At 34.2% G+C, this 23,111-nt stretch carries 20 protein-coding genes and 1 pseudogene; 10 read left to right on the top strand and 11 right to left on the bottom strand.

Annotated features, from left to right (window positions below; translation table 11 throughout):
- Window positions 1-32 precede the first annotated feature (32 nt).
- Entirely contained in the window at window positions 33-623 is a 591-nt protein-coding gene (locus HYN56_RS16265; protein WP_109193143.1) for a Crp/Fnr family transcriptional regulator, read from the bottom strand.
- 122 nt (window positions 624-745) lie between these two features.
- Here HYN56_RS16265 and HYN56_RS25210 point away from each other — a divergent pair, with 122 nt between their 5' ends.
- The 4 genes and pseudogenes from HYN56_RS25210 (at window position 746) to HYN56_RS16255 (ending at window position 2,173) form a co-directional block, all read left to right on the top strand.
- Entirely contained in the window at window positions 746-967 is a 222-nt protein-coding gene (locus HYN56_RS25210; protein ID WP_240622569.1) for a chromate resistance protein ChrB domain-containing protein, read from the top strand.
- A gap of 1 nt (window position 968) precedes the next feature.
- Window positions 969-1,091 (top strand): annotated as a pseudogene (locus HYN56_RS25205) (chromate resistance protein ChrB domain-containing protein); the annotation flags it as partial.
- Between the two features lie 69 nt (window positions 1,092-1,160).
- Window positions 1,161-1,592: a helix-turn-helix domain-containing protein gene (locus HYN56_RS25200; RefSeq protein WP_240622568.1), complete on the top strand. Its 432-nt coding sequence runs from the start codon at window positions 1,161-1,163 to the stop codon at window positions 1,590-1,592.
- 86 nt (window positions 1,593-1,678) lie between these two features.
- A complete protein-coding gene (locus HYN56_RS16255) occupies window positions 1,679-2,173 on the top strand; it encodes a hypothetical protein (protein WP_109193142.1) in 495 nt (164 codons plus the stop codon).
- Between the two features lie 18 nt (window positions 2,174-2,191).
- Here the strand turns inward: HYN56_RS16255 and HYN56_RS16250 are convergent, their stop codons facing one another.
- Window positions 2,192-2,428 (bottom strand): hypothetical protein, encoded by a 237-nt coding sequence (locus tag HYN56_RS16250; RefSeq protein WP_240622567.1) that lies wholly within the window; start codon window positions 2,426-2,428, stop codon window positions 2,192-2,194.
- A gap of 671 nt (window positions 2,429-3,099) precedes the next feature.
- On the opposite strand from HYN56_RS16250, the gene HYN56_RS16240 reads away from it, so the two are divergent.
- Complete coding sequence (locus HYN56_RS16240; RefSeq protein ID WP_109193140.1) at window positions 3,100-4,704, top strand: class I SAM-dependent methyltransferase; 1,605 nt, start codon at window positions 3,100-3,102, stop codon at window positions 4,702-4,704.
- A 71-nt stretch (window positions 4,705-4,775) separates the two neighbouring features.
- On the opposite strand, the gene HYN56_RS16235 is transcribed toward HYN56_RS16240, so the two are convergent.
- The 8 genes from HYN56_RS16235 to HYN56_RS16200 all read right to left on the bottom strand — a co-directional run bounded on the left by HYN56_RS16235 (window position 4,776) and on the right by HYN56_RS16200 (window position 14,290).
- Entirely contained in the window at window positions 4,776-6,395 is a 1,620-nt protein-coding gene (locus HYN56_RS16235; RefSeq protein ID WP_109193139.1) for an arylsulfatase, read from the bottom strand.
- Between the two features lie 104 nt (window positions 6,396-6,499).
- The gene (locus tag HYN56_RS16230) at window positions 6,500-7,984 is read right to left on the bottom strand and encodes a DUF1254 domain-containing protein (RefSeq protein WP_109193138.1); all 1,485 of its coding nucleotides are present in this window, start codon (window positions 7,982-7,984) and stop codon (window positions 6,500-6,502) included.
- A 193-nt stretch (window positions 7,985-8,177) separates the two neighbouring features.
- Entirely contained in the window at window positions 8,178-9,194 is a 1,017-nt protein-coding gene (locus HYN56_RS16225) for a cytochrome-c peroxidase (RefSeq protein WP_109193137.1), read from the bottom strand.
- Window positions 9,195-9,356: 162 nt separating this feature from the next.
- Complete coding sequence (locus HYN56_RS16220; RefSeq protein WP_109193136.1) at window positions 9,357-10,232, bottom strand: MbnP family protein; 876 nt, start codon at window positions 10,230-10,232, stop codon at window positions 9,357-9,359.
- A gap of 34 nt (window positions 10,233-10,266) precedes the next feature.
- Window positions 10,267-10,704 (bottom strand): hypothetical protein, encoded by a 438-nt coding sequence (locus HYN56_RS16215; protein WP_109193135.1) that lies wholly within the window; start codon window positions 10,702-10,704, stop codon window positions 10,267-10,269.
- Between the two features lie 4 nt (window positions 10,705-10,708).
- On the bottom strand, window positions 10,709-12,688 hold the full coding sequence (locus tag HYN56_RS16210) for a TonB-dependent receptor plug domain-containing protein (RefSeq protein WP_109194833.1): 1,980 nt from the start codon (window positions 12,686-12,688) through the stop codon (window positions 10,709-10,711).
- A 4-nt stretch (window positions 12,689-12,692) separates the two neighbouring features.
- Window positions 12,693-13,613 carry a hypothetical protein gene (locus HYN56_RS16205; RefSeq protein ID WP_109193134.1) on the bottom strand — a complete coding sequence of 307 codons (921 nt, stop codon included), beginning with the start codon at window positions 13,611-13,613 and terminating at the stop codon, window positions 12,693-12,695.
- A 305-nt stretch (window positions 13,614-13,918) separates the two neighbouring features.
- Window positions 13,919-14,290: a hypothetical protein gene (locus tag HYN56_RS16200; protein WP_240622566.1), complete on the bottom strand. Its 372-nt coding sequence runs from the start codon at window positions 14,288-14,290 to the stop codon at window positions 13,919-13,921.
- Between the two features lie 263 nt (window positions 14,291-14,553).
- Here HYN56_RS16200 and HYN56_RS16195 point away from each other — a divergent pair, with 263 nt between their 5' ends.
- Complete coding sequence (locus tag HYN56_RS16195; protein WP_109193132.1) at window positions 14,554-14,742, top strand: hypothetical protein; 189 nt, start codon at window positions 14,554-14,556, stop codon at window positions 14,740-14,742.
- A gap of 48 nt (window positions 14,743-14,790) precedes the next feature.
- Here HYN56_RS16195 and HYN56_RS16190 read toward each other — a convergent pair whose 3' ends face one another.
- Window positions 14,791-15,246, bottom strand: a complete 456-nt coding sequence (locus HYN56_RS16190) for an isochorismatase family protein (RefSeq protein ID WP_109193131.1) — start codon at window positions 15,244-15,246, stop codon at window positions 14,791-14,793.
- A gap of 604 nt (window positions 15,247-15,850) precedes the next feature.
- Here HYN56_RS16190 and HYN56_RS16185 point away from each other — a divergent pair.
- From HYN56_RS16185 to HYN56_RS16170, 4 genes are all read left to right on the top strand, one after another.
- Window positions 15,851-17,389: a tetratricopeptide repeat protein gene (locus HYN56_RS16185; protein WP_109193130.1), complete on the top strand. Its 1,539-nt coding sequence runs from the start codon at window positions 15,851-15,853 to the stop codon at window positions 17,387-17,389.
- Window positions 17,390-17,683: 294 nt separating this feature from the next.
- The gene (locus HYN56_RS16180; RefSeq protein ID WP_109193129.1) at window positions 17,684-18,229 is read left to right on the top strand and encodes an RNA polymerase sigma factor; all 546 of its coding nucleotides are present in this window, start codon (window positions 17,684-17,686) and stop codon (window positions 18,227-18,229) included.
- 75 nt (window positions 18,230-18,304) lie between these two features.
- Window positions 18,305-19,357 (top strand): FecR family protein, encoded by a 1,053-nt coding sequence (locus HYN56_RS16175; RefSeq protein WP_109193128.1) that lies wholly within the window; start codon window positions 18,305-18,307, stop codon window positions 19,355-19,357.
- Between the two features lie 245 nt (window positions 19,358-19,602).
- Window positions 19,603-23,103: a SusC/RagA family TonB-linked outer membrane protein gene (locus tag HYN56_RS16170; RefSeq protein ID WP_167398323.1), complete on the top strand. Its 3,501-nt coding sequence runs from the start codon at window positions 19,603-19,605 to the stop codon at window positions 23,101-23,103.
- The last annotated feature ends 8 nt before the right edge of the window (window positions 23,104-23,111 follow it).

The raw sequence follows: 23,111 nt of genomic DNA, 5'->3' as shown, positions 1-23,111 counted from the left end.
ACAAAGGTGTTCCTGACACAAATGTGTCAAAATTATTGATGCGCTATTTTTTGTCGGATTCGGGTAAGTGTTTGTCTTTCAATACCCAAAAAACTGCAAAGATGTGATATAGAAATCCTGTTGAACATCCCGGAATGATGCTTTATAAAGTCAAGATAACGTTCTTCAGCGGTTTGAAATATAAAACTTTCAATGCGTTCCTGCTGGCGTTTTAGAATTTCGCCCGCAATCAATCTTCCGTATCTTTCCATGTTAGGAATGTTATCATAAACCCACTGCATGTTTTCGTGAGAGAGACATACCATAACTGTTGGTTCTAAACATTGAATGTAATATTTACTGGGCTGTTGTTCTATAAAGGCAGAATAATGTGTAGCGTAATCGCCTTCGGCATAAAAACCTACTGTAATTTCATCTCCGTCTTTATCTATAAAATAAGACCGCACCAATCCGTTTGCAATAAAACCAATGCTCTTTTGTACCTGGCCAAACTGAAGAAAATAATCTTTTTTCTGAAACTCTTCAATAGTAAGTTTTGTAGCATATAGAGCCAACTCGTCATCAGTCATTTTAGGACATATTTTCTTGACGGAATTTAGAAATGCTTCTATTGCTGGTTCCATACTTCTTTGATTTTGTTTTGGTTATTGAAGTATAAAATTAAGGAAACTCATCATTAAGTGTTTCGGAAAAACAAAATAATTAAAGATAAAATGTACATTAGCAGTGATTAAAATTTTCCATAATGAAATGGATAACTAGAGAAAGACCTAAAATAGATCGAATCGCCTGCCCTTGGCTGATCAAGAAATTTATAGATTCTGATGCAGAATTTATATATGTACCTTATGATCAGGTTTTAGAAAAAGCAAAAGAATTAAATGCTGTTCCGTTTGATATTCCGGATGTAGAATACACGCATTATGAAGAACAATGCACTTTTGATTATTTCGTAAAAAAAACATGAAATCAAAGATCCCGCCCTATTCATTATTGCCGACATCGTACGCGGAGCGGATACAGATCGTCATGAAATCGCCAAAGAATCGGCTGGACTTTGGGCAATATCTGCCGGACTTTCGTATAATATTACTGATGATTACAAACTCCTGGAAACGGGAATACTGCTTTATGATGCTCTTTACAGCTGGGCAACTCATTTGTATCAGCAAAAACATCTACAAAACAGTCCTTTTGAAAATCTTCTTCATGAAGTTTACAATAAGTTTTTAAAAGATAAAAAAAGCAATGCCAAAACTCCTTCATGGGTTAAAGATCTTAAAGAAATTATACAAGATCAGATTGATGCACAATTTACTCTTGACCTAAAAAAAATATCAAGCGAACTTGACCTAAATCCTTCCTATTTATCAAGAGAATTTTCTAAACATTTTGAAGATCTAAATTTTGGCGAATATGTTCGAAAACAACGCATTGAGAAAGCTATAAATCTAATTGAAAGTTCTTCGTACACACTCACTGAAATTGCCTATATGACTGGTTTTTCTGATCAAAGTCATTTCACGAGGATTTTTAAGGCACATACTGGAAATAATCCTTCCGCCTATCGCAGAAAAATCCGTAAAAAGTAATCCTTATACAAAAACGTAAAAAGCGTTCTATTTAGGGAAAACACAGGGAGCTAATTTTGTTTTTACAACCAATAAAACAAAACTCCATGTTTCGATACACCTTTCTTTTTTTATTACTGCTTTTTAGTTCCTTTACTTTTTCTCAAACTACTTACCCAAAAATTACAGGTTATTTTGGTATTATGCATCCAATTGTTACTGTAAGCAGAGATGAAACTGCCGTTAATTTTAGAGATTATTATGCTGTATCATTTCCTACTGGAATCAACATTTGGAAAAACAGTAAAATAGGTTTCTCGTTTGAAATTGTTCCGAACATTAAAGACGATAACGGATCTAGTAAAACGACAAGTTTATTATTTCATCCTGGAATTCTAGTTGCTTTGGGAAAAGGATATAGTTTTGCAGGACGAGTCGCCTTCGACAGTAATGGAAGATACGGTTTTACACCTGTATTCAATAAAACATTAATCAAAACAAATAGTGTGAGCTATTATGCTGCTGTGCCACTTCCTATTCGTTTTGGCAACGATCATCCCGCTTCATTTACCACAGGATTTCAATTTGGAATAGCTTTTTGAAATATTTTGCTTTTCCTCTTATTCATCCAAACTCTCAACTTTTGCAATTTCACTTATTCTATCCAGTAATTCAAATTCATCTACAGGAAGTAATTGTAATACCATTTCCAGCATTAAAGCAATATCTGAATCTTTATTTGCATTTAATTCCAGAACCAAAATGCATGACTTTAGCATTTGTGTGATTATAGAAATCAATTCGGTATAACTTGACAATTTGATTTTTGCTTCATATATGTTCTTTTCTTTAGACACAGGTTTCAAAGTATTTAAATATAGAGCAGTTAATTTTTTAAGATTTTATAGATTTTCAATCATTTCCATAGCTTTATTTTTTAACAAATTTATTGGTGAGGAATTGAAAAAAGAGAAACGTATATATCCAGTCATATTTGACTGTTTTTTTTCGTTCGAAACATAATTTCTTTCGCAAGTTTGAATATCTCGTTAACACAATCTGCATAAACATAACCCGTGGTTTCAACCACGGGAAACGTATCTTTTTCCATTGTGTCCCTGTGGTTGAAACCAAAGGCTATGTTTGATAATAATGATGAAAAAAACATTTTTGCAACAACACCAGAGTGCACAAACTAATTAAGATTTTCAATGTTGAAATGGCAGAATTGTTTAGAGGAATATAAATTAGTTAATATTTCAAATACTCTACATAAACATAGCCCGTGGTTTCAACCACGGGAAACGGATTTTTATTTTGATTGTGTCCCCGTGGTTGAAACCACGGGCTATTTTTGAAAATAATAGCGTGACAAAAAATGAAGTCTTGAAAATATATCGCTCCGTTAGAGCTTTGTTCTCCCTGTGATTTAATTTGCTATAAATATTTTGCTCCTCTGTAGCAAACTTGAATACGGCTAGTTTCAAAAATTTTCACTATTTTTAAACTAAACCTTCACTCTTACACTATGAGCGATAAATCACAACTTTTAAGTTCCATTTTCAGGCATCTCGACGGTTTAGTTACTGCTCCAGTTGCAATAGCGCTTAAGAAAAAATCAGTTTTAGAGTTTATTTTAGAGAAAAAACAACTTTCATTATCAGAACTTACAAATGCTTTCAAAGCCAATGAAGGCTATCTGAATATTGGTTTACGACTTTTGGCTTCACAGGGTTTTCTGGAATATAAAGTCAATAATCAAACACAGGAAATTACAATTGGGGTAAACGAGAAAACCAAAACGGCTTTTTCGTTATTTTATCTATACGAAGATGTGGTAGATTTACTGAAATTATCTACACAATTTCATCCGAGGCAATTTGATGATAAACCTTTTGAAAAACTCGATCTTATTTTTGAAAAATATAAAAAGGGATACGGAATTACACTTTCAAATGATTCTTTAACTAATGAAATTCAGAATCAGATTTTAAAACATATTGAAGGCTATTTAATTGGCCCAACCATTGTTCGTCTGGCGATGAACGGAATGTTTCATAAATACTTTATGGAAACTTCTTTCCGTCCGGAAGAGTTTCATAAATCGCCCGAAAACTTTAAAAAGATTTTAGACTTTTTTGTTCATTTGGGATGGTTTTTAGAAAAAAACGGCAATTATCAGTTTACTGAAGCAGGTTTGTATTTTGCCAAAAGAGCCAGCGCTTATGGCGTTACAGTTTCTTATCTTCCTACTTTTGCTAAAATGGATGAGTTGCTTTTTGGTAATCCTGATATCTTACAAACTGCTGAAGGCGAAACAGAAATTCACGTGGATCGCGAAATGAATGTTTGGGGAAGCGGAGGTGCTCACGATACGTATTTCAAAGTAGTAGATGAAATTCTCATCAAACTTTTTAATCTCCCAATTGAAAAACAACCAAAAGGAATTCTAGATATGGGATGCGGGAACGGTGCTTTTTTACAGCATGTTTTTGAAGTAATTGACCGACAAACTTTGCGAGGTAAAATGCTCGATGAATATCCATTATTTCTAGTTGGTGCCGATTATAACCAAACTGCATTAAAAGTTACAAGAGCCAATCTTATCAAAGCAGATATTTGGGCAAAAGTAATTTGGGGAGATATTGGAAGACCCGATGTTTTATCAAAGGATTTAAAAGAAAATTACAATATCGATTTAAAAGATCTTTTGAACGTAAGAACATTTCTAGATCACAATCGAATTTGGACAGAACCTGAAATTATTAACCAAGACAGAATCAGTACTTCTAGTGGCGCTTTTGCATCAAAAGGAAAAAGAATCAGCAATAATTTGGTTGAAGATAATTTGTTAGAGCATTTGAAAAAATGGTCACCTTATGTACATAAATTTGGATTGTTATTAATAGAACTACATACCATAAATCCAAAATTAACTGCCGAAAATTTAGGAAAAACTGCCGCTACGGCTTACGATGCTACTCATGGTTTTTCTGATCAATATATTGTTGAGATTGATGTTTTTAATAAAATCGCTTCAGAAGCTGGATTGTTTCCCGATCAATCGGTTTTTAAACGATTTCCAGATGCGGATACTGCAACGGTCAGCATTAATTTATTGAGAGGTAATTAACTCACAAGAAAACCCCTAAAAATCAAATAATTTTAGGGGTTTTCAGCTTACTAAATTTAAAACACTTATTTCTATTGTTTAGGATCGACACTCAAAGGAGGCAGTGTCAATTCTTTACTGTTTAGTAATTGTTTCGCCTGCTCGATAGTTCTATATCTTCCAATTTCCATTGGTCCGCCATAAGAACCACTTTGCTGTGGTCTTGGAGGAGTTGCTGCATAAGTTTTCATAAGTTCCATAATAACTTGATCGAAAACAACCATCGTCCACGTTTTCTCTGTAAAACTATTCATGAAAAGATCATAACGTTCCTGTGGATCCTGCCATAAATCATAAACCGCAGGAACAGTTGCTATATAAGTCTGATCGCCTCTCCAACCTAATTGTTGTCCTGGTGTATCGCTTCCTGCCTGCGCTCCATTATCACCTCTTGTATTAAATACAGCTTTCCATTTTCCTATGCGTACTGCCCCAGGAGATAGTTCGTTTTCTGTAAAATAAAACCATCTGTCACGAAGTGGTTTTCCTTTTTTGAATAAAACATTCGACATATCGTAGCTGTCAAAAACCATAGGTTTTCCTTCTCTATCATTTTTAGGCAATTCTACACCTGCAAGAGCTGCAAATGTTGCCATCAAATCCAAACCACCTACAATATCATGGCTCACGCTTCCTGCTTCAATTTGTCCCGGCCACCAAGCAATAGCAGGAACTCGGCTGCCACCTTCTCTATCCGTTCCTTTAGAACCTCTAAAAGGGGTATATCCCGCATCTGGATGCACATCTTGCCAAGCTCCATTATCAACTGTATAAATCACAATTGTATTATCTGCAATTCCAAGTGAGCGAATTTTATCCATAATGCGGCCTACATTATAATCCATTTCTACAACGGCATCACCATATTTACTTTTTGCTGGTGATTTCCCTGCAAATTGTTTGGATGGTAAATTTGGCTGATGGTTTTTAGCAAAATTGATGCACATAAAAAACGGATCTTTTGATTTACCATATTCATCAAGCTGTTTTAAATTATTATCCACCATATTAATATCCAGCTCCGCAATATTTTCTTCTGTAACTGGACCTGTGTCACGTGCTGGTTTCCCAGCTTCTCCTTCTAAAATCCCTTTTGTTGATTTCTTGATAAAAGCAGATATTTCTGGAGCCATATCTGGATTCCACGAAGGAAAACAATAAGTGTAAGCATTTAAATGATAGAGAACAACATTCTGCATTTTATCAAAACCGTGCGCAATCGGCATGGCGTAATCTGCTTCTCCTAAATGCCATTTTCCTGAAAAATAGGTTTTGTAATTTGCTTTTTTTAATACAGAAGCCAAAGTCCATTCAGCAGCTGGAAGTCCGCCACCTTGCCCTTGAAAAGCAACTGTTGTCATTCCGCTTCGATTCGGAATTCTTCCTGTAATCATGGCGGCTCTTCCTGGCGTACAGCTTGGCTGTCCATAAAAAGACCAGAACTGCATTCCTTCCTTGGCCATTCGATCTAAGTTTGGAGTTGGCATTCCACGACCTACGCCACCGCCATATACGCCTAAATCTCCCCATCCTGTATCATCTGAGATTACCATAATGATATTTGGTTTCTTCTTTGTTTGGGCATTCATTAAGCCAATAAAACTCAGGCAAAACAAACACGCAAAAATTAATTGTAAGACATTTTTTTTCATGATTTTTAAATTTAATTGATTAAAAAATGAGTTGAAAAATGGCATATAAAACTTTGCAGGCGTATAGATGGGGATTTTTTTGTGCGTCGTAAAGAATAAACAAATTATTTTACTTCTTCAAAATCACCTGGTTTCCAGGTTCCGTTAAAAGCAGCAACCTCTGGTCCATAAATACGGATATAAGCAAACCAGCCTTTGTTTGGCAGTGTTTTTATCCATTGCCCTTCTTTACCTGCAGGAGCTTTTGGACCAAAAAATAAATCAATGCTTTTTCCACCTATTTTATCTTTTAATTCAAATAGTGAACGTAAAGCGGCTTTGTTTTGATCTGTAAGAACTTGACTGCGGGTTTCTGCATCATAGATAGTAATAGACCAGAATAATTTGGCAGGAACTGGTGTTGGAATAGTCAACTTATAGTTTTTCCCTCCATCTACATATTTACCTGTATTATCTTTAAGTCCAAGCCAGTATAAGGATCCAAAACCTTCTTTTCTTCTAAACATTGAAGGAGAAGCCCCAATTGCCTGATAAAACCAAGTTTCACGACCGTCGAGATCTACATAGTCAGTAGTGTTAAAATCTCCATCCTCAAATCGAAGTGCTACCCATTCCCATTGACGGTCTTTCCATACAATTCGGTCTGGACGGCGATCGGCAAAAGATTGTACTCTCATTTGAGCATTGGCAATTTTTGCTGCTTTTTCAAGAATTGCTTTCATTCTTGTATCAGGTTTAAAAGGCTGTCCTTTTTTTATTCCTAACACGGCAAGTTCTCCGTAATAATTTCTATAGCCTTCAAAAACTGGTTCACGCTGAATGACATCGTTTAGATTTTCCCAATATTTGAAATTGTTCTCCCACGCAACAGGTGTTGTATTTTGAGGCTTATCGGTTAATTCAAGCCAGTTTGGTTCTTTCCAGTCTGCAGGTTTATTTAATGGATATACTTTTACCGTCTTAATTCGATCCATAGCCGCTTTAACATCACCGCCAACTGGAAGTGAACGAATTCCAACAGTTAAGTTATTTGAAGATGATTTCCAGACATGATATCCGGAAGCAGGTACAACGCCTTTATAATCTGGTAAAAGGAGCAAATGTTTTCCTCCATTTCCTGCATCAGGTCCTGGAATCCCCATATCTGCTACCCATCGCTGGTTAACATCCATGGCAACAACAATCAGCGGACCTTTCGGAATATCAATTACCATTGGTCCCTTTGACAAATCAATTGGAATTGGTCCGTAAGGTGTGTCTGAATTCAAGGTAAATCCAATTTGTCCTGGTTTGGTATCCAAAGTACCAAATGAGCTGTTGGGCTTAATCTTAATACTATCATTTCCTTTAACTAATCCTTCTCCTGAAACAGTTGGGTAGAAAAATTTATAAGCTTGTATGGCACGCGTAAGATCAGCATCATCATAGGCTTTTTTGATTGTAGCTTCTGTCGGATAACCACCAACAAATTCATATTGTTCAGAATTAGAAACAGTTTCCGTGTTCGTATTTTCTTTTGTTTCAGAATCTTTTTTGCATCCACTAATTATGAACAATAATAAAACATGGTATAAAACTATTTTTTTCATAAAATTGATTATTAGATGATTATACTTATAAAACGATACTCAAATTTATAATGCATCTGCAAATCCCAATCTTTTTATGGTAACAATTAGGTTTCAAATTATAATCTGCAACAAACTTTTAATCTAAAAGGCAAAAAAAAAGCTAAACTTTCCAGTTTAGCTTTTGTCAATTTCATTTTAGAAATATGTTTTTTTATTTCTTTACAAATTGTATATCGCTCAAGGTCTTCATAAAAGCAATCAGATTTACTTTTTCCTCTTCTGTCAACGGAATTCTTTTTCCATTCTCTTTCAAAATCGGATCCAAATTATCAGCGTCTAAAACGCCATTATCAAAATAATCCAAAACAGATTTCAAAGTTGGAAACTGTCCAAAACTTCCATACGGAGCTGTGTATTCAATGTTTCTTAAAGTTGGAACTCGGAAACTCATAAAATCGGCAACAATTCCTGTTACTCTGGCGCGTCCGGCTTCGTTGGTATCTGTATTTAGGGGAAAACCAATATTTCTAAAACTCTGATCGGTAAACAATTCTCCTGCATGACAGCTTGCACATTTCTGCTGAAAAGTTTGATAGCCTTTTAATTCACTTTCTGAAAAAGAAACTTCTTTACGTTTTACTTTATCGTATTTACTGTTGGCAGAAATCAGCGTATATTCAAACTGTGCAATACTTTTGTAGATTCTTTCAGGTGTAATGGTTTCATCTCCAAAAGCTTTTCTGAACAAATCTTTATAAACAGCATCATCCTTAATTTTACCCATTACTTCTAAAATCGAGGAATCCATTTCTTCATGCGTGATAATGGGTACTAAAGGCTGATTTTCAAGCTGTAATTTGCTTCCATCCCAATTGTAAAACTTCATAAAAGCCAAATTCTGAATCGACGGTGTATTTCGAAGTCCGATTCTGCCTTCAATTCCGACTGCCTGTATTTTCTGATCTGTAAAAGCATTTTCCTGAATATGACAGCTGGAACACGAAATCGTATTGTCTGCACTGAATCGTTTATCCGAAAACAGTTTTCCTCCTAATTCCACTCCGTATTGAGTCGGTTTGTTCTGACTTACAAAAGCGTTTAGTTCAGGAAAACCAGACGGAATATTCAAATCAATTTCAGGATTTTCAATAGCCAGCATTTCCGAATCTTCGCTATTACAGGAAGTCAGAAACAATATTGCTATTACGAAACCTAGTATTTTTTTCATTTTAAATGAATTTTAAAATTGAACCGTTTAAACAGCTCTGTAAATAGGACACGGATTAAACGGATTCGCTATCGCGAAAACGCGGATTTGAACGGATTTTAAAATAATCTGTATTTATCCGTGGCTTTACGAAGTAAATCCGTTTTATCTGCGTGCCATTTTTTAGTTTTCTACAGCAGTCACAGAAAACATTCCTGTAATATCGCTTGATCCGTTTCCTCCCAAATTATCTACAAATTTTACCATTTGAGCAGCCGTATGAACGTTTGGAGTTGCATTATCGTTCATTCCTGTTCCTGTTGATAACGTAATGGTATTTGATTTTCCGCTTAACATTTTGTCAAAATCTGCCTGAATTTTGATTTTTGGAGCTTTACTTCCAACAACAGCATTTGTAGTCAGGTTTAAAGTAATATCTCTATAAGCGTTTACTCCCTGCGTATAACTTGACGGAACATCTTTAGTCCCTTCAACTGTACTTCCTGTATGGATTGACATGGTTTTATTATCAGTATCATAAAAACCTTCAATTTTGGTAAAACGGTAACCGCTTCCCCATTCCCACATCATGGCAGTATCATTTGCACCAGCTAAAGCATAGAAATTAGGAAATCTAACCTGATCTAAAGTATTTTGCTCCGCTTTGATTCCTAAACCAAATTTAATCTGCTTGTAAGTTGCAGAAGGCACATTGCTTAAAACATAACTCAAAGAAGCTGTTTTAGCCTGGTCGATTACTGTTGCGCCTTTGTCCAAATCGTTTACATTGTATGGTACTTCATCTCCATTGTCTTTTACCAAACGAATATTACTGATTACATATTTCAGTTCCGAAAAATGGTGTACTTGTCCTGCAGCCGAAGTATTAGTCGTAGCCGAAGTCGAAGCCGCATTTCCTAAAACAATCGTGGTATTTTTGAATGTATTATTGAATTCCAACGTTACATTGTTCGCAACCGGATTGTCATCATTGTCTGAACATGATACAAAAGCCAAAGCGGTAATTGATAATAAAAGGTATTTTTTCAAATTTTGCATTTTGTGATATTTAAATTTTTGTAATTAATTATGCCTAAAAAGATGATTTTGGTACATCTTTTTCCATTCTAACTGTAAATAATTTTAATTGAGGGGAATCAATCAACAAAATAGGCGGCGGTACAAAAATTTCGATACAAGGTTCTGTTTGCCCTGTTTCTTTATAAATCAATACTTTTTTGGAATTTATTTCTTTTACGATATTGATTGTAAATTCAATTTCCGAATTCAAAATAATGTCAATGTTTTTACTGATACTCGTTAATTCTAAATCACTGTTAGGATCCGATTTTTCAAGTTCTTTCTTTAAATGACATTTCCCGTGACATTGTAATTCGGGTTTTGCCTTATTGACGCAAAATTCTTTTTCTATACTTTTCTGATTGAGTTTAAAGTGTACAATAATCAATGCCTGCTGGAAAGAAACCAGCAGTAGCAGCATTATCATTGTGAAACTAAAAACCTTTTTCATTTTCTTAGAAATTCAATTTTAAAGAAGTAAAAATATTACGACCCATTCTTGGAATATTTCCCCAGTCTGCATAAGTGCTGTAATATTCATTTAATAAATTCTCGGCTCCGGCCTGAATCACAGCTTTTACTTTATTGATTTTAAAAGAATAATTGGCTGAAAGATTCCAGATTACATACGCCGGTGTTTGGTCTTCTCCGTATTCCGGACTATAATTAAGCTGTTCGAAATCGCCATTTACAGAAGTCTGGATTCCAAAATTTTTGTGCATGAAATGAAGGGATGTCAAATAACTCAACGGACGAATAAAAGGCAGATTTCCTCCGTTATTATCCATTCCGCGAGCGTATGTTACAGTACCATTCCAATGCAAATGCTCTAAAATATCGTAACTCACATTCATCGACATATTTAAAAGTGTTGCATAATCTAATGATGTATATCCTTTTACACCAACCGACTGATAATTCATCGGACTTCCCATACTTAGGATTCTACCAATAATATAGTTTTCGATATAGAAATAATTCAGTTTACCCTGAATGCTTAATCTTTCGTTTTTAAAACCTGCCGATGCATTTCCTTCATACGAAATTTCATTTTTCAAATCAGGATTTCCGATATAATCGTAACGGTCAAAACTATTGTAAATGTAATAACCGTAACCTTCAGAAACAGAAGGCGCTCTGTGCCCGTAACCTGTTCCGACAGAAAAATTAAACTGATCGATATTTAGATTATAACCTGCGTGTAAGCTTGGCAGAAATCTCGTTTTTTCCTGAGATGCTCCGGGATGAAAAATCCAGTTGAATTCTACATATTTGGAATAATTGTAATTGATTCCCAAAGAACCGCCTACATTGACCTGACTTATCTCTGAAAGCTCCCAGGAGTTATTCATCGAAAGTCCCGCAAAACGAGTCGTAACCCACGGCCAGCTGTAAGCAAACATGGTTCTTTCGTTTCTGTCCTGCGGATACATTCTCATTTCTGCAATCGATAAATTATCATAAGCATTCAATTGTATTTCTGAGGAATAACTATTCTTTTTCAAATTGGCTTTCGAAACCAGACCGTAAGTGGTGCTCCAGCCCGGCATATCCATGTGAACCAGATTTTCTGGTCGCGTCGTATCGTCCATATAATGTTCGATTGCATTGAAATAAATCTTAGAATCAATCACTTTTACCAATCCGTCTTCGAATAATTGTTTGTACGAAGCTGAAGTAATTAAGGCACGTGAAAGCGATAAATCCATTGGCAAAGCCGGATAACCTACATCTTTTGCCATATCAAAAATCGCGTCTACTCTTACAGCAGATAAATCACTTGTTTTATAAGCAAACCCTAATGATGTATTGAACTTTTTATATTGCGAATGTTTTACCTCATTATCATTTCCATCAAAATAATCAGCTGCTTTTCGGTACGAAATACTTCCCTCAGCAACAAATTTTTCACCAGAATAAGCTACGTTTCCAAGATTGAAAAATTGTTTATTATTGAATTCGAAACCGCTTTGGTAAGCGCCGTTCCATTTTTTTGCCAGACCAAACGCTGTGCTTTTTCTTTTTAAATCGATACTTCCGGCAATCGTAGAACCGTGTAAACTTCCTTCCTGCCCCGATTTTATATCAATTGCCGCAAGATTATTACTCTCTACATAAGATGTAATCGGATCCATTTTATCGGTACAAGCGCCAAAAATGTGCATTCCGTCGATGGTCACTGTAGAACGTTCTGTACTCATATTGTTCAACAGCGGTTCCCATGCATACGCACCGCGTTTAATAAAACTGATATTATCTGCCGACGACAAAAATTCATCAACTGAAACCGCCATTTTCATTTGGGTTTCAATTTTCTTCTTGGTTGCGTTTTTTACCTGAACTTCTTCTAAATTTTTAATGCTGTCGTGATGTGCATGATGATTTTGAGCCATTATCGACATTCCTAAAAAAAGAAACATTATGATATATTTCATGCTGTTAGAATAAAGTATCAATAAATAATTCACTTTTCACACCTTCTACTCCGGGCGTAAAATCGGTTGGAACAACAGTTCCCTTTAAAATCAATCCGTTTTGATTCATTAGGATTAAATTCAAAGTCCAGTTTCCTGTCATGGTATAATTGACAACACCATGATACAAACCATCATTTTGCTGTGTCAAATCCTGATTGTTTGGCGAAGAATGATTTCCCATTGAAGGTTCCGGCATTCTTGGATCCAATTTTAAAGTGTAACCACTTACTTCTGAATACGAAAACTGAGCAGGATCCGGAAAAGTTCCTGCCGGAGTGGTTGGTTTATTGTATTTGTAAATACCTGCGACCAATGGATTTTCGGCCACTTTTGGTTTCTGCGGAGAAATTAACGCAATTACATATTGTTCGTTATCTTTTCCTGTAAAAGTGGTCATATTTAGGTTTTTATTGCTCTGTTTTTCAACCAAAATATCTTTATTGATTTCATATTTCTGATTGTCTACTTTAAAACTTATATATAATTTCCAGCTGTTTGAAACTGCTGTTTCGCTGGTAAAAACACTGTAGCCGGTGAAATATTTATTAGTCGCATCATAGGAAACATTGTATTCATGCGGACAAGAACTTGTATTTCCGTTAGTGCTTAATATTGGCAAAAAAGTAACTTCAGAGGCATTTACACTTTGATTGTTTTGTGTATTGATCACTTTAAAATGAAGTTCATTATAGCCTTTATAGAATGTTCCGTTTAAAGCTTCGATGCTAATTTTATAGTTGCCGCTGGTTAAGGAAACGGCTTCTTTGAACTCGTAATATTCCGGAACCTGAGAACCAATCTCAGCTTCATAATCTGTCTTGTCAATTGTACAGGAAGCAATTACACCCAATAGTGCAACAGCTAAAATTTTAAAAGATTTCATTTGTAATGAATGTTAGAAAAAACGTTTTAAAATGCAGCACAAAACAATCCGTTCAGGAAAGTTCAAATGCCGTGAAATTTTAATGGTGTTTTAAATTGAAAATGTGTTTACAGCATCTCAATTACAGCAGTAAGATCAACTTTTCTGTATGAAAAAAGTGCTGATAAGAAACCTTATCCAATTGTCTGAAGGTAATTTTCGGGATATTCAAAATATTTAGGTAATATAAAAATATCACACCCTATTTGCATCATTCAAAAAAAGAACAATGCCATCAGATTTAAAAACAGAAAAGTGATCCCGAATTATACGAGCGGAGGATGAAAAGTAAGATTAGAAGCCCGGATTGGTTTCTTTTCAAACAAAACAGAAGTATTTTCTTTTGATTCGATAACTGGAAGTGCATTAATAACAACTTCAGCAGTATTCTGCACATAAACAAGCTCTAATTTTTCTTTTAGGCTGTCCTGCATTTTCTTTTCGTTATCAGAATATTTTTTGATGCTTTTTTGAAGTTCGCATCGACCGTTACAGTTATTAAAGACTTGTTTGCGTTGTACACAAATCGTTTTTGCAATTTCTTCCTGATTGATTTTGAAGGAAGCATAAACGAACAAGCTGCCAAATGATGGCGACAAAATTAAAATGGAAAGTACTATGATGATTAACCTTTTCAACTGCTTGTTAATTATTTTGAGGGCAAAAGTACATCATTTTTATATTTCTTTTAACTAAAACTTAGTTTTTATATCCATATCACACATAAAATTTTCATTTTGAAAGCAGTATAAAGTCAAAAAAACAGTAAACACAACTTCACAAATAAATTGATAATAAACCGGTTACATGATAATTCAACAACATTTTGCTTTTATTATATAACTGGTTTGATTAGTCCTTCTTTACTTTTGAAATTACTTAACTTAATAACTTTACGACCATGGAAACTCCTGCAACAATTAAAACTGCTAAAACTTTTTTATGTACAACACGCGTACACAAAGGAGAAAATGATGAACTTATATTTGTAAAATCGTATCAGGGAGACTGGGGACACTGGGATGATAAAATTGAAGAAACCAATCCTGAATCAGATACTTATGAATTGGATCATTTTGAAACTGAATAACAGCACTTTTACCTTTCAAAAAAAGTTTGTTCCAATATCCGGCGTTATTTAAACAACGCTAAGATTTGCTTTTTGATCTTCCCACAACTGAACGTTAAAGCCTAAATCTTTTGCGGTTCTTACTGTGGGATCATTTGACATATTGTCCAGCATTCCAACAATGGTCAGATTTTCGATCTGATTGTTTTTTAAGTATTCAAATAAACCGGTATCAATAAACCCGTTGGGAGTATTTTTTACAATTATCGTTTCGTTCTCTTTCGGGGTTACTTCTTCATATATTTCTGCCCCATAAGTTCCCGAAATAAAGTGGGTCGCATTCTTTTTGACTGCTATATGCTGTATATGAATAACGGTTTTTCTTTTCTTTCTAAAAGAATCCAAAATTTTCTTAGCTCTTGCAACAACTTCATAACTTCCTTTAAATTCCATTTTTCCTTTATAGAAGTAATCATTTTGTATGTCTATTAACAATAATGCCGATTTTGTATATTTTCTTTTCATTACGGTAAATTACTTTTATATCATTTTTTTTAAACTGCTGGTTTCAGATGCTCAAGTTCTACTCAAATCGATTTTATACATTAAAAGCAAATAAACTCCGGACCCCTCTAGAGCCTGCCATGACAGGATTGTCTTAATGTATTTAAGGAAATAAAAAATGAGGGAAATTGTGCAGCCTTTAACGAAACCAGCAGCCCAACAAAAAAAGTTTCACAACAAAAATTAAACTTTTGTATTCAAAAACTTAGAAGCGAAACTAGTCATTTGAAAGAGGGAAAAATGCCAGATTTCTTTACCAATTACGCAATAAGTAAAATATTTCTCCAACAAAAAAGACATAACAAACTGAATTAAAACGCTTTAAAAAGCAATCCGGTTTTGGAGATTTAAAATCCCGCTTACAGGTCAAACTTCATCTATTTGATGCAAATATTAAAGACTAATCACACATAAAAATTTAATGTTGTTAAGAAAACAAATACCCAACCGGATTTTGAAAAATTATACCTACATTTCCCTTTTACTATACTAAAATTATATTAAAAGAGCAGTATATATATTTTTAATATAAAACTGATCGTTCTAAATTATCACTAAATACCACATGCAACTCAAAAATACTCTCCTCCTTACCTTTTTTCTTTCTTTTTATTTTGGTCATTCCCAAGATGCTTTTGACCGTATTTATACTGAAACCTATCAGGTTTTATTGAGTTCCAATCCAAAAAAGGCATTAAGCAATACCGATTATTTATATACTCTTGCCAAAAACAATCCGGATAAAATAAAAACCCGTATGCTCAAAGCGCATATTTTATATCAGTATGGAATTAATAACGAGGCTATTAACGCCCTAAAACAAGCGGATAGTTTAGCACTTAAAGGGAAAGACTTTGCGACTTTGGCTAAAATATATGGCTTCATGGCTTCACTTTATCGTGAAAGTGAAATATATGAAACCGGAAAAATCTACCTGAATAAAGCCGTTTCTATCAGTAAAAAAATCAAAGACGAAAGCGAAATGTACCGATTTCAGGGAAATTTATCTCAGGAACTGGCTTGTTATGAGTTGCTGGATTCTAACTATTCAAAAGCGATTTTACATCTTAAAAAAGGAATTCAGTTATTTGAAAAAGCGGCTTCTGTTAGTGATAAAAATTATCAAATTGCGATCAATGACGAACTGATAGCCCGAAATTATCTGGAACTGAAAAAGGGAGATTCTGCTTTGTATCATTATGAAAAAGCCGAAAAAGAACTTCAGGAATCTTTGTCTTATGACAATCCGTTAAAGGGGTTTATTTATAATGGAATAGCAAATGTGTATGTTGAAATGAAAAATTACAAGAAGGCTTTATCCTATTATAAAAAAGCCGAAGAGGTTGCAGAAAAATCAGATTACTCAGCCCTGAAACAAGAGGTTTACAATTCTTTTATGGAGTTTTACAAAAAGACCGATTCTAAAAAGTACATTTCTTATAATGAAAAGAACTTAAAACTAACCAAAGCTGATAATGACAATAAAAAAGTGATTGCTGATGATTTAATCCGATCTATACGAAAAAGTCATTTGCAGAGTCAGTCTGAGTATCAAAAACATAAACTGATTATTATTGGTATTTGTCTGTTTACAGTGTTTATTACCGTCGCACTTTATGCCTATAAAAGAAAACAGGATCATAAAAAAATCAAAGCTTTTATAAAAAACAGCAAAGTCGACACAATTGAAGAAAATGAGACAGAAATCAAAAAAGATGCTTCAAAAGAATACATGCCTGAAGCAACTGAAAAAGCTATTTTAGAAAAAATAAAAGAATTTGAAAGTTCCCTTTCTTATCTTAACAAAACGTTGTCGCTTAATTCAGTCGCTTCAGAATTGAATATCAACCATCGTTATCTTTCTTATGTTATAAACAAACATAAATCAAAAGATTTTGCTGGCTATATTAATGAGTTACGAATCGATTATATCGTGGACCGTTTAAAAAATGATCCTGCTTATTTGAAATATAAAATTAGTTATCTTGCCGATCAGGCAGGTTTTGCATCACACAGCCGATTTACGATTACATTCAAAAAAATTACAGGTGTCTCTCCTTTGGCTTTTATTACTTATCTTCAAAATAATAATGAAGTAGCGTAAAGGCTTATACTTTTTTAATTTAAAGGTATTTAGTTTAAAGATATTGAATGTGTTGGACTGGTTTTGAGTTTATTTTTACTTTGTAGAAATGTTAAGAAAAAGATTATTTGTTAGGATGAACTCTTTTTCTTTCAAGCAAATATTAACACTATTTCCCTAAACTTATTTTAACAAAATTATCGCCATTATTTTGACCAAAATCTTCAAAATGATGCGAAATATTCGAAATATTATTTAATCAACTGATAAAAGTTATAGATTTGCTCAAAAATCAACAACAATTTTATTCCTTAAATGGAGAATACCACATCAGATATTTTATTATGGCAGCAGATTAAAAAAGGTGATATTTCCGCCTTTGAAAAGCTGTATGATAGTTACGCTGATGTTTTGCTTACTTTTGCTTTACAATATACTAACGAAACTTCTATTGCTAAAGACGCTATTCATGACGTCTTTTTAGACATTTACAAATACCGAAGCGGTCTTGCCGAAAGCGTAAATGTAAAATCGTATTTGTTTAAAATCACACAGCGAAATGTTTTAAAAAAGCATAAATCTGCACAAAAAACATTCTCTTTAAGTACTGACTATGATTCGGTTATACTAAAAGAACTTTCTTTTGAAGACACTTTAATTGAGGAAGAAAACCATCAAGCGCTGAACTCCAGACTGGCTTTTGCAATGGAAGAACTTACCGATAAACAGCGCAAAGCTTTATTCTACAGATTTAACGAAGACAAACCTTATGAAGAAATTGCATCTATTTTAGGTATTTCTATCGAGTCCTGCAGAACACTGATATACAGGTGTTTGAAAGAACTTCGAAAAAAACTTTAAAAAAAGGTTATTTTTTATGTCTATGTTTTACAAGAGTGGTTCTCTTAGTATTATATACCCCATAAAAACATCGCCTTGCAAATTAATTTTAATAAAATATCGAACGATGAAAAAGATTCTTTAAAGAGTCAAATTCGTCATGGTTTAATCGAGCTGGAACAAAAAGAAGCCGGACGCCGAAAAAAGAAAAGATTAATCGCCTTTTCTGCTGCTGCGAGCGTTGCACTTTTAGCCGGATTGTTTCTGAACCGAACTCCAGTAAGCAAACCTAAAACCGATTTAGAGCTTTTTGCTGAAAAAGGATTAACAACAGAATCTAATGCAGACTTAGAGGATATCTCTCTTGTGCTGCAAGATCAGAAGACTATTGCTGTACAAGACAGCTCAATCATTAGTTACGGAAAAAATGGCCAAAAAGTTACGGTTGGAGAACAAGCTATCAATACCAACTCCAACAGCGCTTCTTTTAATACGGTTAGGGTTCCTTACGGAAAAAGAACACAAATCGTTTTAACCGACGGGACAACCGTTTGGCTGAATTCGGGTTCGTCCTTAATCTATCCTACTCAATTTGACGGATCGATTCGTGAAGTTTATTTAACTGGTGAAGCGGCTTTTGATGTTGCGCATAACAAAGCCAAGCCTTTTTTCGTAAAAACAAAAGAATGTAATGTTCGAGTACTGGGAACTGTTTTCAATGTGAGTTCATATCCTGAAGACGAAACGGTTCAAACTGCTTTATTACAAGGAAAAGTTCGAATTACCTACAACAAAAAAGGATTGTTAAGCAATAAAGAAATTCAGGAAGATTTAACGCCTGGAATGATTGCTACCATCAATAAAGATCAAAAACAGCTTAAAGTAGAACGAAAAGATGTTGCTTCTATCTTATCCTGGAGAGAAGGTTATTTTACTTTCAAAAGCCAGTCTTTGAATACCATTTTAGGCAAACTTTCAAAATATTATAAAATTGAATTTATCAAAGGATCCGATTTAAACCTCGACGCTAATTATTCCGGATCTTTTGCTTTAAATGAAAATTTAAATAATCTGGCAAGTACTTTAGCGAGTATTACCAACAACAACTGTACTGTTAACGCAAACCAAAGAACTATTACAATTAAATAAATAAAAAAATCAATTCTAAAACCACCAAAGCCTATGATATAAGACCAGAAATAAACATATCAACCTTATTTGTAAAAACTAACCAAAAAAAAACCAAAAGATGTTGGAACCATCTTTTGGCATTGTAGAACTGTAGTCAACGCTAATTGACTATCTCTTAAATTCAAAACAAAATTATGAATAAAAAACATAATTCAGAAAAGTATTTTTCTGGACGATACCACTATTACCTATATCTGCTGCTTATGAGATCTGTTACTGCATTTATTTGGATAAGTATGTGTAGTTTATATGCGAACCCTTCTTTAGGACAAAATAAAATACATGTTCGTTTCAAGAACACGCCACTAACCGAGGTATTTTCTACTTTAGAAAAACAGACTAACTATGTCTTCTTCTATAATGATGATGTGCTAAAATCGGCCAATACGATTACATTGGACAAAGATGCGACTTTAGAAGAAATTTTAAATAATGCTTTAAGAAGCAACAATCTTACTTTTGATATTATTGATAAACAAGTTGTTGTCAAAAAAAATAAAAAGAAAGCAGAACAACTGGAATACGAATTAACCGGTAAAGTAACCGATAAAAAAGGTGCACCACTTATTGGTGTAAACGTTGTCTTAAGAGGAAAACAAACCTGGGATATCACCAGAAAAGAAGGTGATTACCGAATGAGAGTTGCTCCAAATGATACTATTGTTTTCAGTTCGTTAGGTTTCAAAACCGTTACAGTTGCAGTCAACAATAAAAGAGTAATTGATATAACACTTGTTCCGGATGTAATGGAACTTCATTCTGTAGAAATTGTAGCTTCTAACGGATATACCGACCTTCCAAAAGAAAGAGTTACAGGATCTTTTGAAGTGATTGGTGCCAAAGAACTGGCAGAAGTTCCAACAGTTGACATTCAGTCCAGAATAGAAGGAAAAATGGCCGGCGTACGAGTTGATCCCAGAACAGGTTCTATTTCTGTACGAGGAACTAATAATTACGGTGGTACGGGACAGCCATTAGTTGTAATTGATGGTTTTCCTCAGCCTGAAGATTTTGCTTTTAGTAAAAGAGGCGTGCCTGGATCTTCTATCTTAAGTTATGTAAATCCTGATGACGTAGAAAGTATCACTGTTTTAAAAGATGCAGCAGCATCTTCAATTTGGGGTGCGCGTGCTGCCAACGGTGTAATTGTGGTCATAACTAAAAAAGGTAAAAAAGGAGATCCAATTATCAATTTCAACAGCAGTACTTCTATTGGTGAAAGAATCGATTTAAGCAAACTTCGTGTTATGAATACTGCTCAATATATTGATTATGAAAAAGATTTAGTAACAGGAGGATTTGTAGCAGATAATATTAATAATTCCATTGGTTCCGGTAATGATAAAAATCCTAGTGCTGCTCAGGAAATTATGTTCAGACAGCAAAGAGGTGAAATTTCTTTGGCGCAAAGAGATCAATTATTAAACCAGCTGGCACAAAATGATAATTTAGGACAAATCAATAAATATTTATTAAGAAGCTCCATTACCAGACAATATGATTTGTCTGTAAGCGGAGGGTCTGATAAAAGTACTTATTATTTGTCTTTAGGTTATAATAACGATGAAGCGGCAATGAGAGGCAATAAATCTGAATCGTATAATTTAACTTTAAATAATTCTTTTCAGCTTAAAAGCTTTTTGAAATTAAACACGGGAGTAAACTACGTAAACTCCAATTTTCAGGTAAACAATACAGCGAATGAAGCATTATCTAATGTATCAGAATTTGCTTTACGTCCTTATGATATGATTGCTGATGGTAACGGGAATGGTATTGATCGTTATATTGCCTTCAGACCTAATGTGGCACAAAAATATGAAGCAAAAGGTTATTTACCATGGACTTACAACTACTTAGATGAGTTAAACTACTCTAATGTAGTAACCAAAGGAGGAAACATCCGATTGAACGCTAGTTTAATAGCAAAAGCTACCGATTGGTTAAACTTCGAAGCTTCTGGAGTGTATACTTCAATAGGAAATAAAACGAAGTCATTGAGTGAGTTAGACAGCTACTATACGAGAAACATGATTAATATGGCCACCTCTTCTAATACGGCTGGCAAATTAGTTTATGGAATACCGGTTGGTTCTTATTTATACAACACCACTTCATCAAATGAATCGGTAAGTATGCGTTTTCAAATGAATATCAATAAGAACTTTAATGATAATAATAGCTTGCACTTCCTTGCTGGTGGTGAGACCAGAGAAGAACGCAGAGAAGGTTCTACGCAGAGATATTACGGTTATGATTTAGATACAAATTCTGGAGCAACAGTAAATCCAACAGTATATTATACTACTATCTACGGATGGCAAAGCATGATAGGAAGCTCGGATAATAGTATCAGTAGATATAGAGACCGCTTTTTGTCTTACTACAGTTTAGCTTCTTATGATTTTATGAACCGATATCATATTTCAGGAAGTGCTCGTTTTGATGATGTTAATTTATTAGGAGCTTCAAGAAAAGACAGAGCCAAGCCTTTCTGGTCTGTAGGTGGAAAATGGGATATTAATAAAGAATCTTTCTTAAGAAATGCCAATTGGTTAAGCGACTTAGCATTTAGAGTTACATACGGTATAGGAGGAACTGCTCCAGGTGGAGGTTTTGGAAGTAAAAGTGCTATAATCAGCGTAGGTTCAATAGATTATAATACGAACTTACCAACAGCTTCTATTTCATTACCACAAAATCCAGATATTACGTGGGAAATAACTAAAACTTTAAACTTTGCTTTAGACTACGGATTTTTTAATAATCGTTTAAGAGGTGCTGTTGATTTTTATTCTAAAAAAACAGATAACATTTTAGCCAACGTACCTTTTAATCCAACGACAGGCTGGGCTTATTTGAATTATAATACCGCTTCACTAAAAGGACATGGTGTTGATGTTAGTTTGTCTGGAGCAATTGTAAACACAGCATTTAAATGGAACAGCAGTTTAAACTTCTCTTATAATACAAATGAAGTAACTGATTCTCGCTATACTGTTACGACTGCCAATCAATATTTAGGTTCGCAGCCTATTTTAGGAAATTCAATTGGAACTATCTACGCATACCATTGGGCCGGTTTAGATGCGACAGGACAATCTACTGTGTATAAAAAAGATGGTACAACGGTAAGTTCATCACAAGGTATCGCTAATATTGATATACATGACCTGAAAAAAATGGGAACTACTTTTGCGCCTTATTTTGGAGGATTTATGAATGATTTCTCATATAAAAACTTCAGATTAGGTGTTCAAATTACGTACTATGCTGGTCATGTATTTAGAAATACCGTTTTACAAAATTACCCTTCTTATTCTGGACTTCAATATGGAGCGGTTGCTAAAGACGAATTGGTGGCTCAAAGATGGAGACAAGCTGGCGATGAAGTTTCTACAAATGTTCCTGGACTTGCAAACATCAATTATAATAGTTTAAATCGTTATCAAATGGCAGACATAAACGTACTTCCTGCAGACAATATTAGATTACAGCAAATCTCTTTGGGTTACAATGTTCCGTCAAAATGGATTGAAAACACGTTTATAAAGTCGTTAAACTTCAATTTTGCAGCTCGAAATTTAGGATTATTATGGGTTAAAAATGATTTAGGAATCGATCCGCAATATCTGTCAAACAATAACTATAATACGCTTCCACCGCAGCGTAACTATACTTTACAGTTTAATTGCAGTTTTTAATTTTAAAA

The organism is Flavobacterium crocinum (genome assembly GCF_003122385.1).
In the GTDB taxonomy this organism is placed as follows: domain Bacteria; phylum Bacteroidota; class Bacteroidia; order Flavobacteriales; family Flavobacteriaceae; genus Flavobacterium; species Flavobacterium crocinum.
The sequence above is the reverse complement of the archived record's forward strand: the minus strand, read 5'-3'. Positions and strand labels throughout refer to the sequence as shown.

Coding starts and splice junctions, on each gene's coding strand:
- HYN56_RS16265 (WP_109193143.1), bottom strand. CDS start 623: ATGGAACCAGCAATAGAAGCATTTCTAAATTCCGTCAAGAAAATATGT.
- HYN56_RS25210 (WP_240622569.1), top strand. CDS start 746: ATGAAATGGATAACTAGAGAAAGACCTAAAATAGATCGAATCGCCTGC.
- HYN56_RS16255 (WP_109193142.1), top strand. CDS start 1,679: ATGTTTCGATACACCTTTCTTTTTTTATTACTGCTTTTTAGTTCCTTT.
- HYN56_RS16240 (WP_109193140.1), top strand. CDS start 3,100: ATGAGCGATAAATCACAACTTTTAAGTTCCATTTTCAGGCATCTCGAC.
- HYN56_RS16235 (WP_109193139.1), bottom strand. CDS start 6,395: ATGAAAAAAAATGTCTTACAATTAATTTTTGCGTGTTTGTTTTGCCTG.
- HYN56_RS16230 (WP_109193138.1), bottom strand. CDS start 7,984: ATGAAAAAAATAGTTTTATACCATGTTTTATTATTGTTCATAATTAGT.
- HYN56_RS16225 (WP_109193137.1), bottom strand. CDS start 9,194: ATGAAAAAAATACTAGGTTTCGTAATAGCAATATTGTTTCTGACTTCC.
- HYN56_RS16220 (WP_109193136.1), bottom strand. CDS start 10,232: ATGCAAAATTTGAAAAAATACCTTTTATTATCAATTACCGCTTTGGCT.
- HYN56_RS16215 (WP_109193135.1), bottom strand. CDS start 10,704: ATGAAAAAGGTTTTTAGTTTCACAATGATAATGCTGCTACTGCTGGTT.
- HYN56_RS16210 (WP_109194833.1), bottom strand. CDS start 12,688: ATGAAATATATCATAATGTTTCTTTTTTTAGGAATGTCGATAATGGCT.
- HYN56_RS16205 (WP_109193134.1), bottom strand. CDS start 13,613: ATGAAATCTTTTAAAATTTTAGCTGTTGCACTATTGGGTGTAATTGCT.
- HYN56_RS16195 (WP_109193132.1), top strand. CDS start 14,554: ATGGAAACTCCTGCAACAATTAAAACTGCTAAAACTTTTTTATGTACA.
- HYN56_RS16190 (WP_109193131.1), bottom strand. CDS start 15,246: ATGAAAAGAAAATATACAAAATCGGCATTATTGTTAATAGACATACAA.
- HYN56_RS16185 (WP_109193130.1), top strand. CDS start 15,851: ATGCAACTCAAAAATACTCTCCTCCTTACCTTTTTTCTTTCTTTTTAT.
- HYN56_RS16180 (WP_109193129.1), top strand. CDS start 17,684: ATGGAGAATACCACATCAGATATTTTATTATGGCAGCAGATTAAAAAA.
- HYN56_RS16170 (WP_167398323.1), top strand. CDS start 19,603: ATGAGATCTGTTACTGCATTTATTTGGATAAGTATGTGTAGTTTATAT.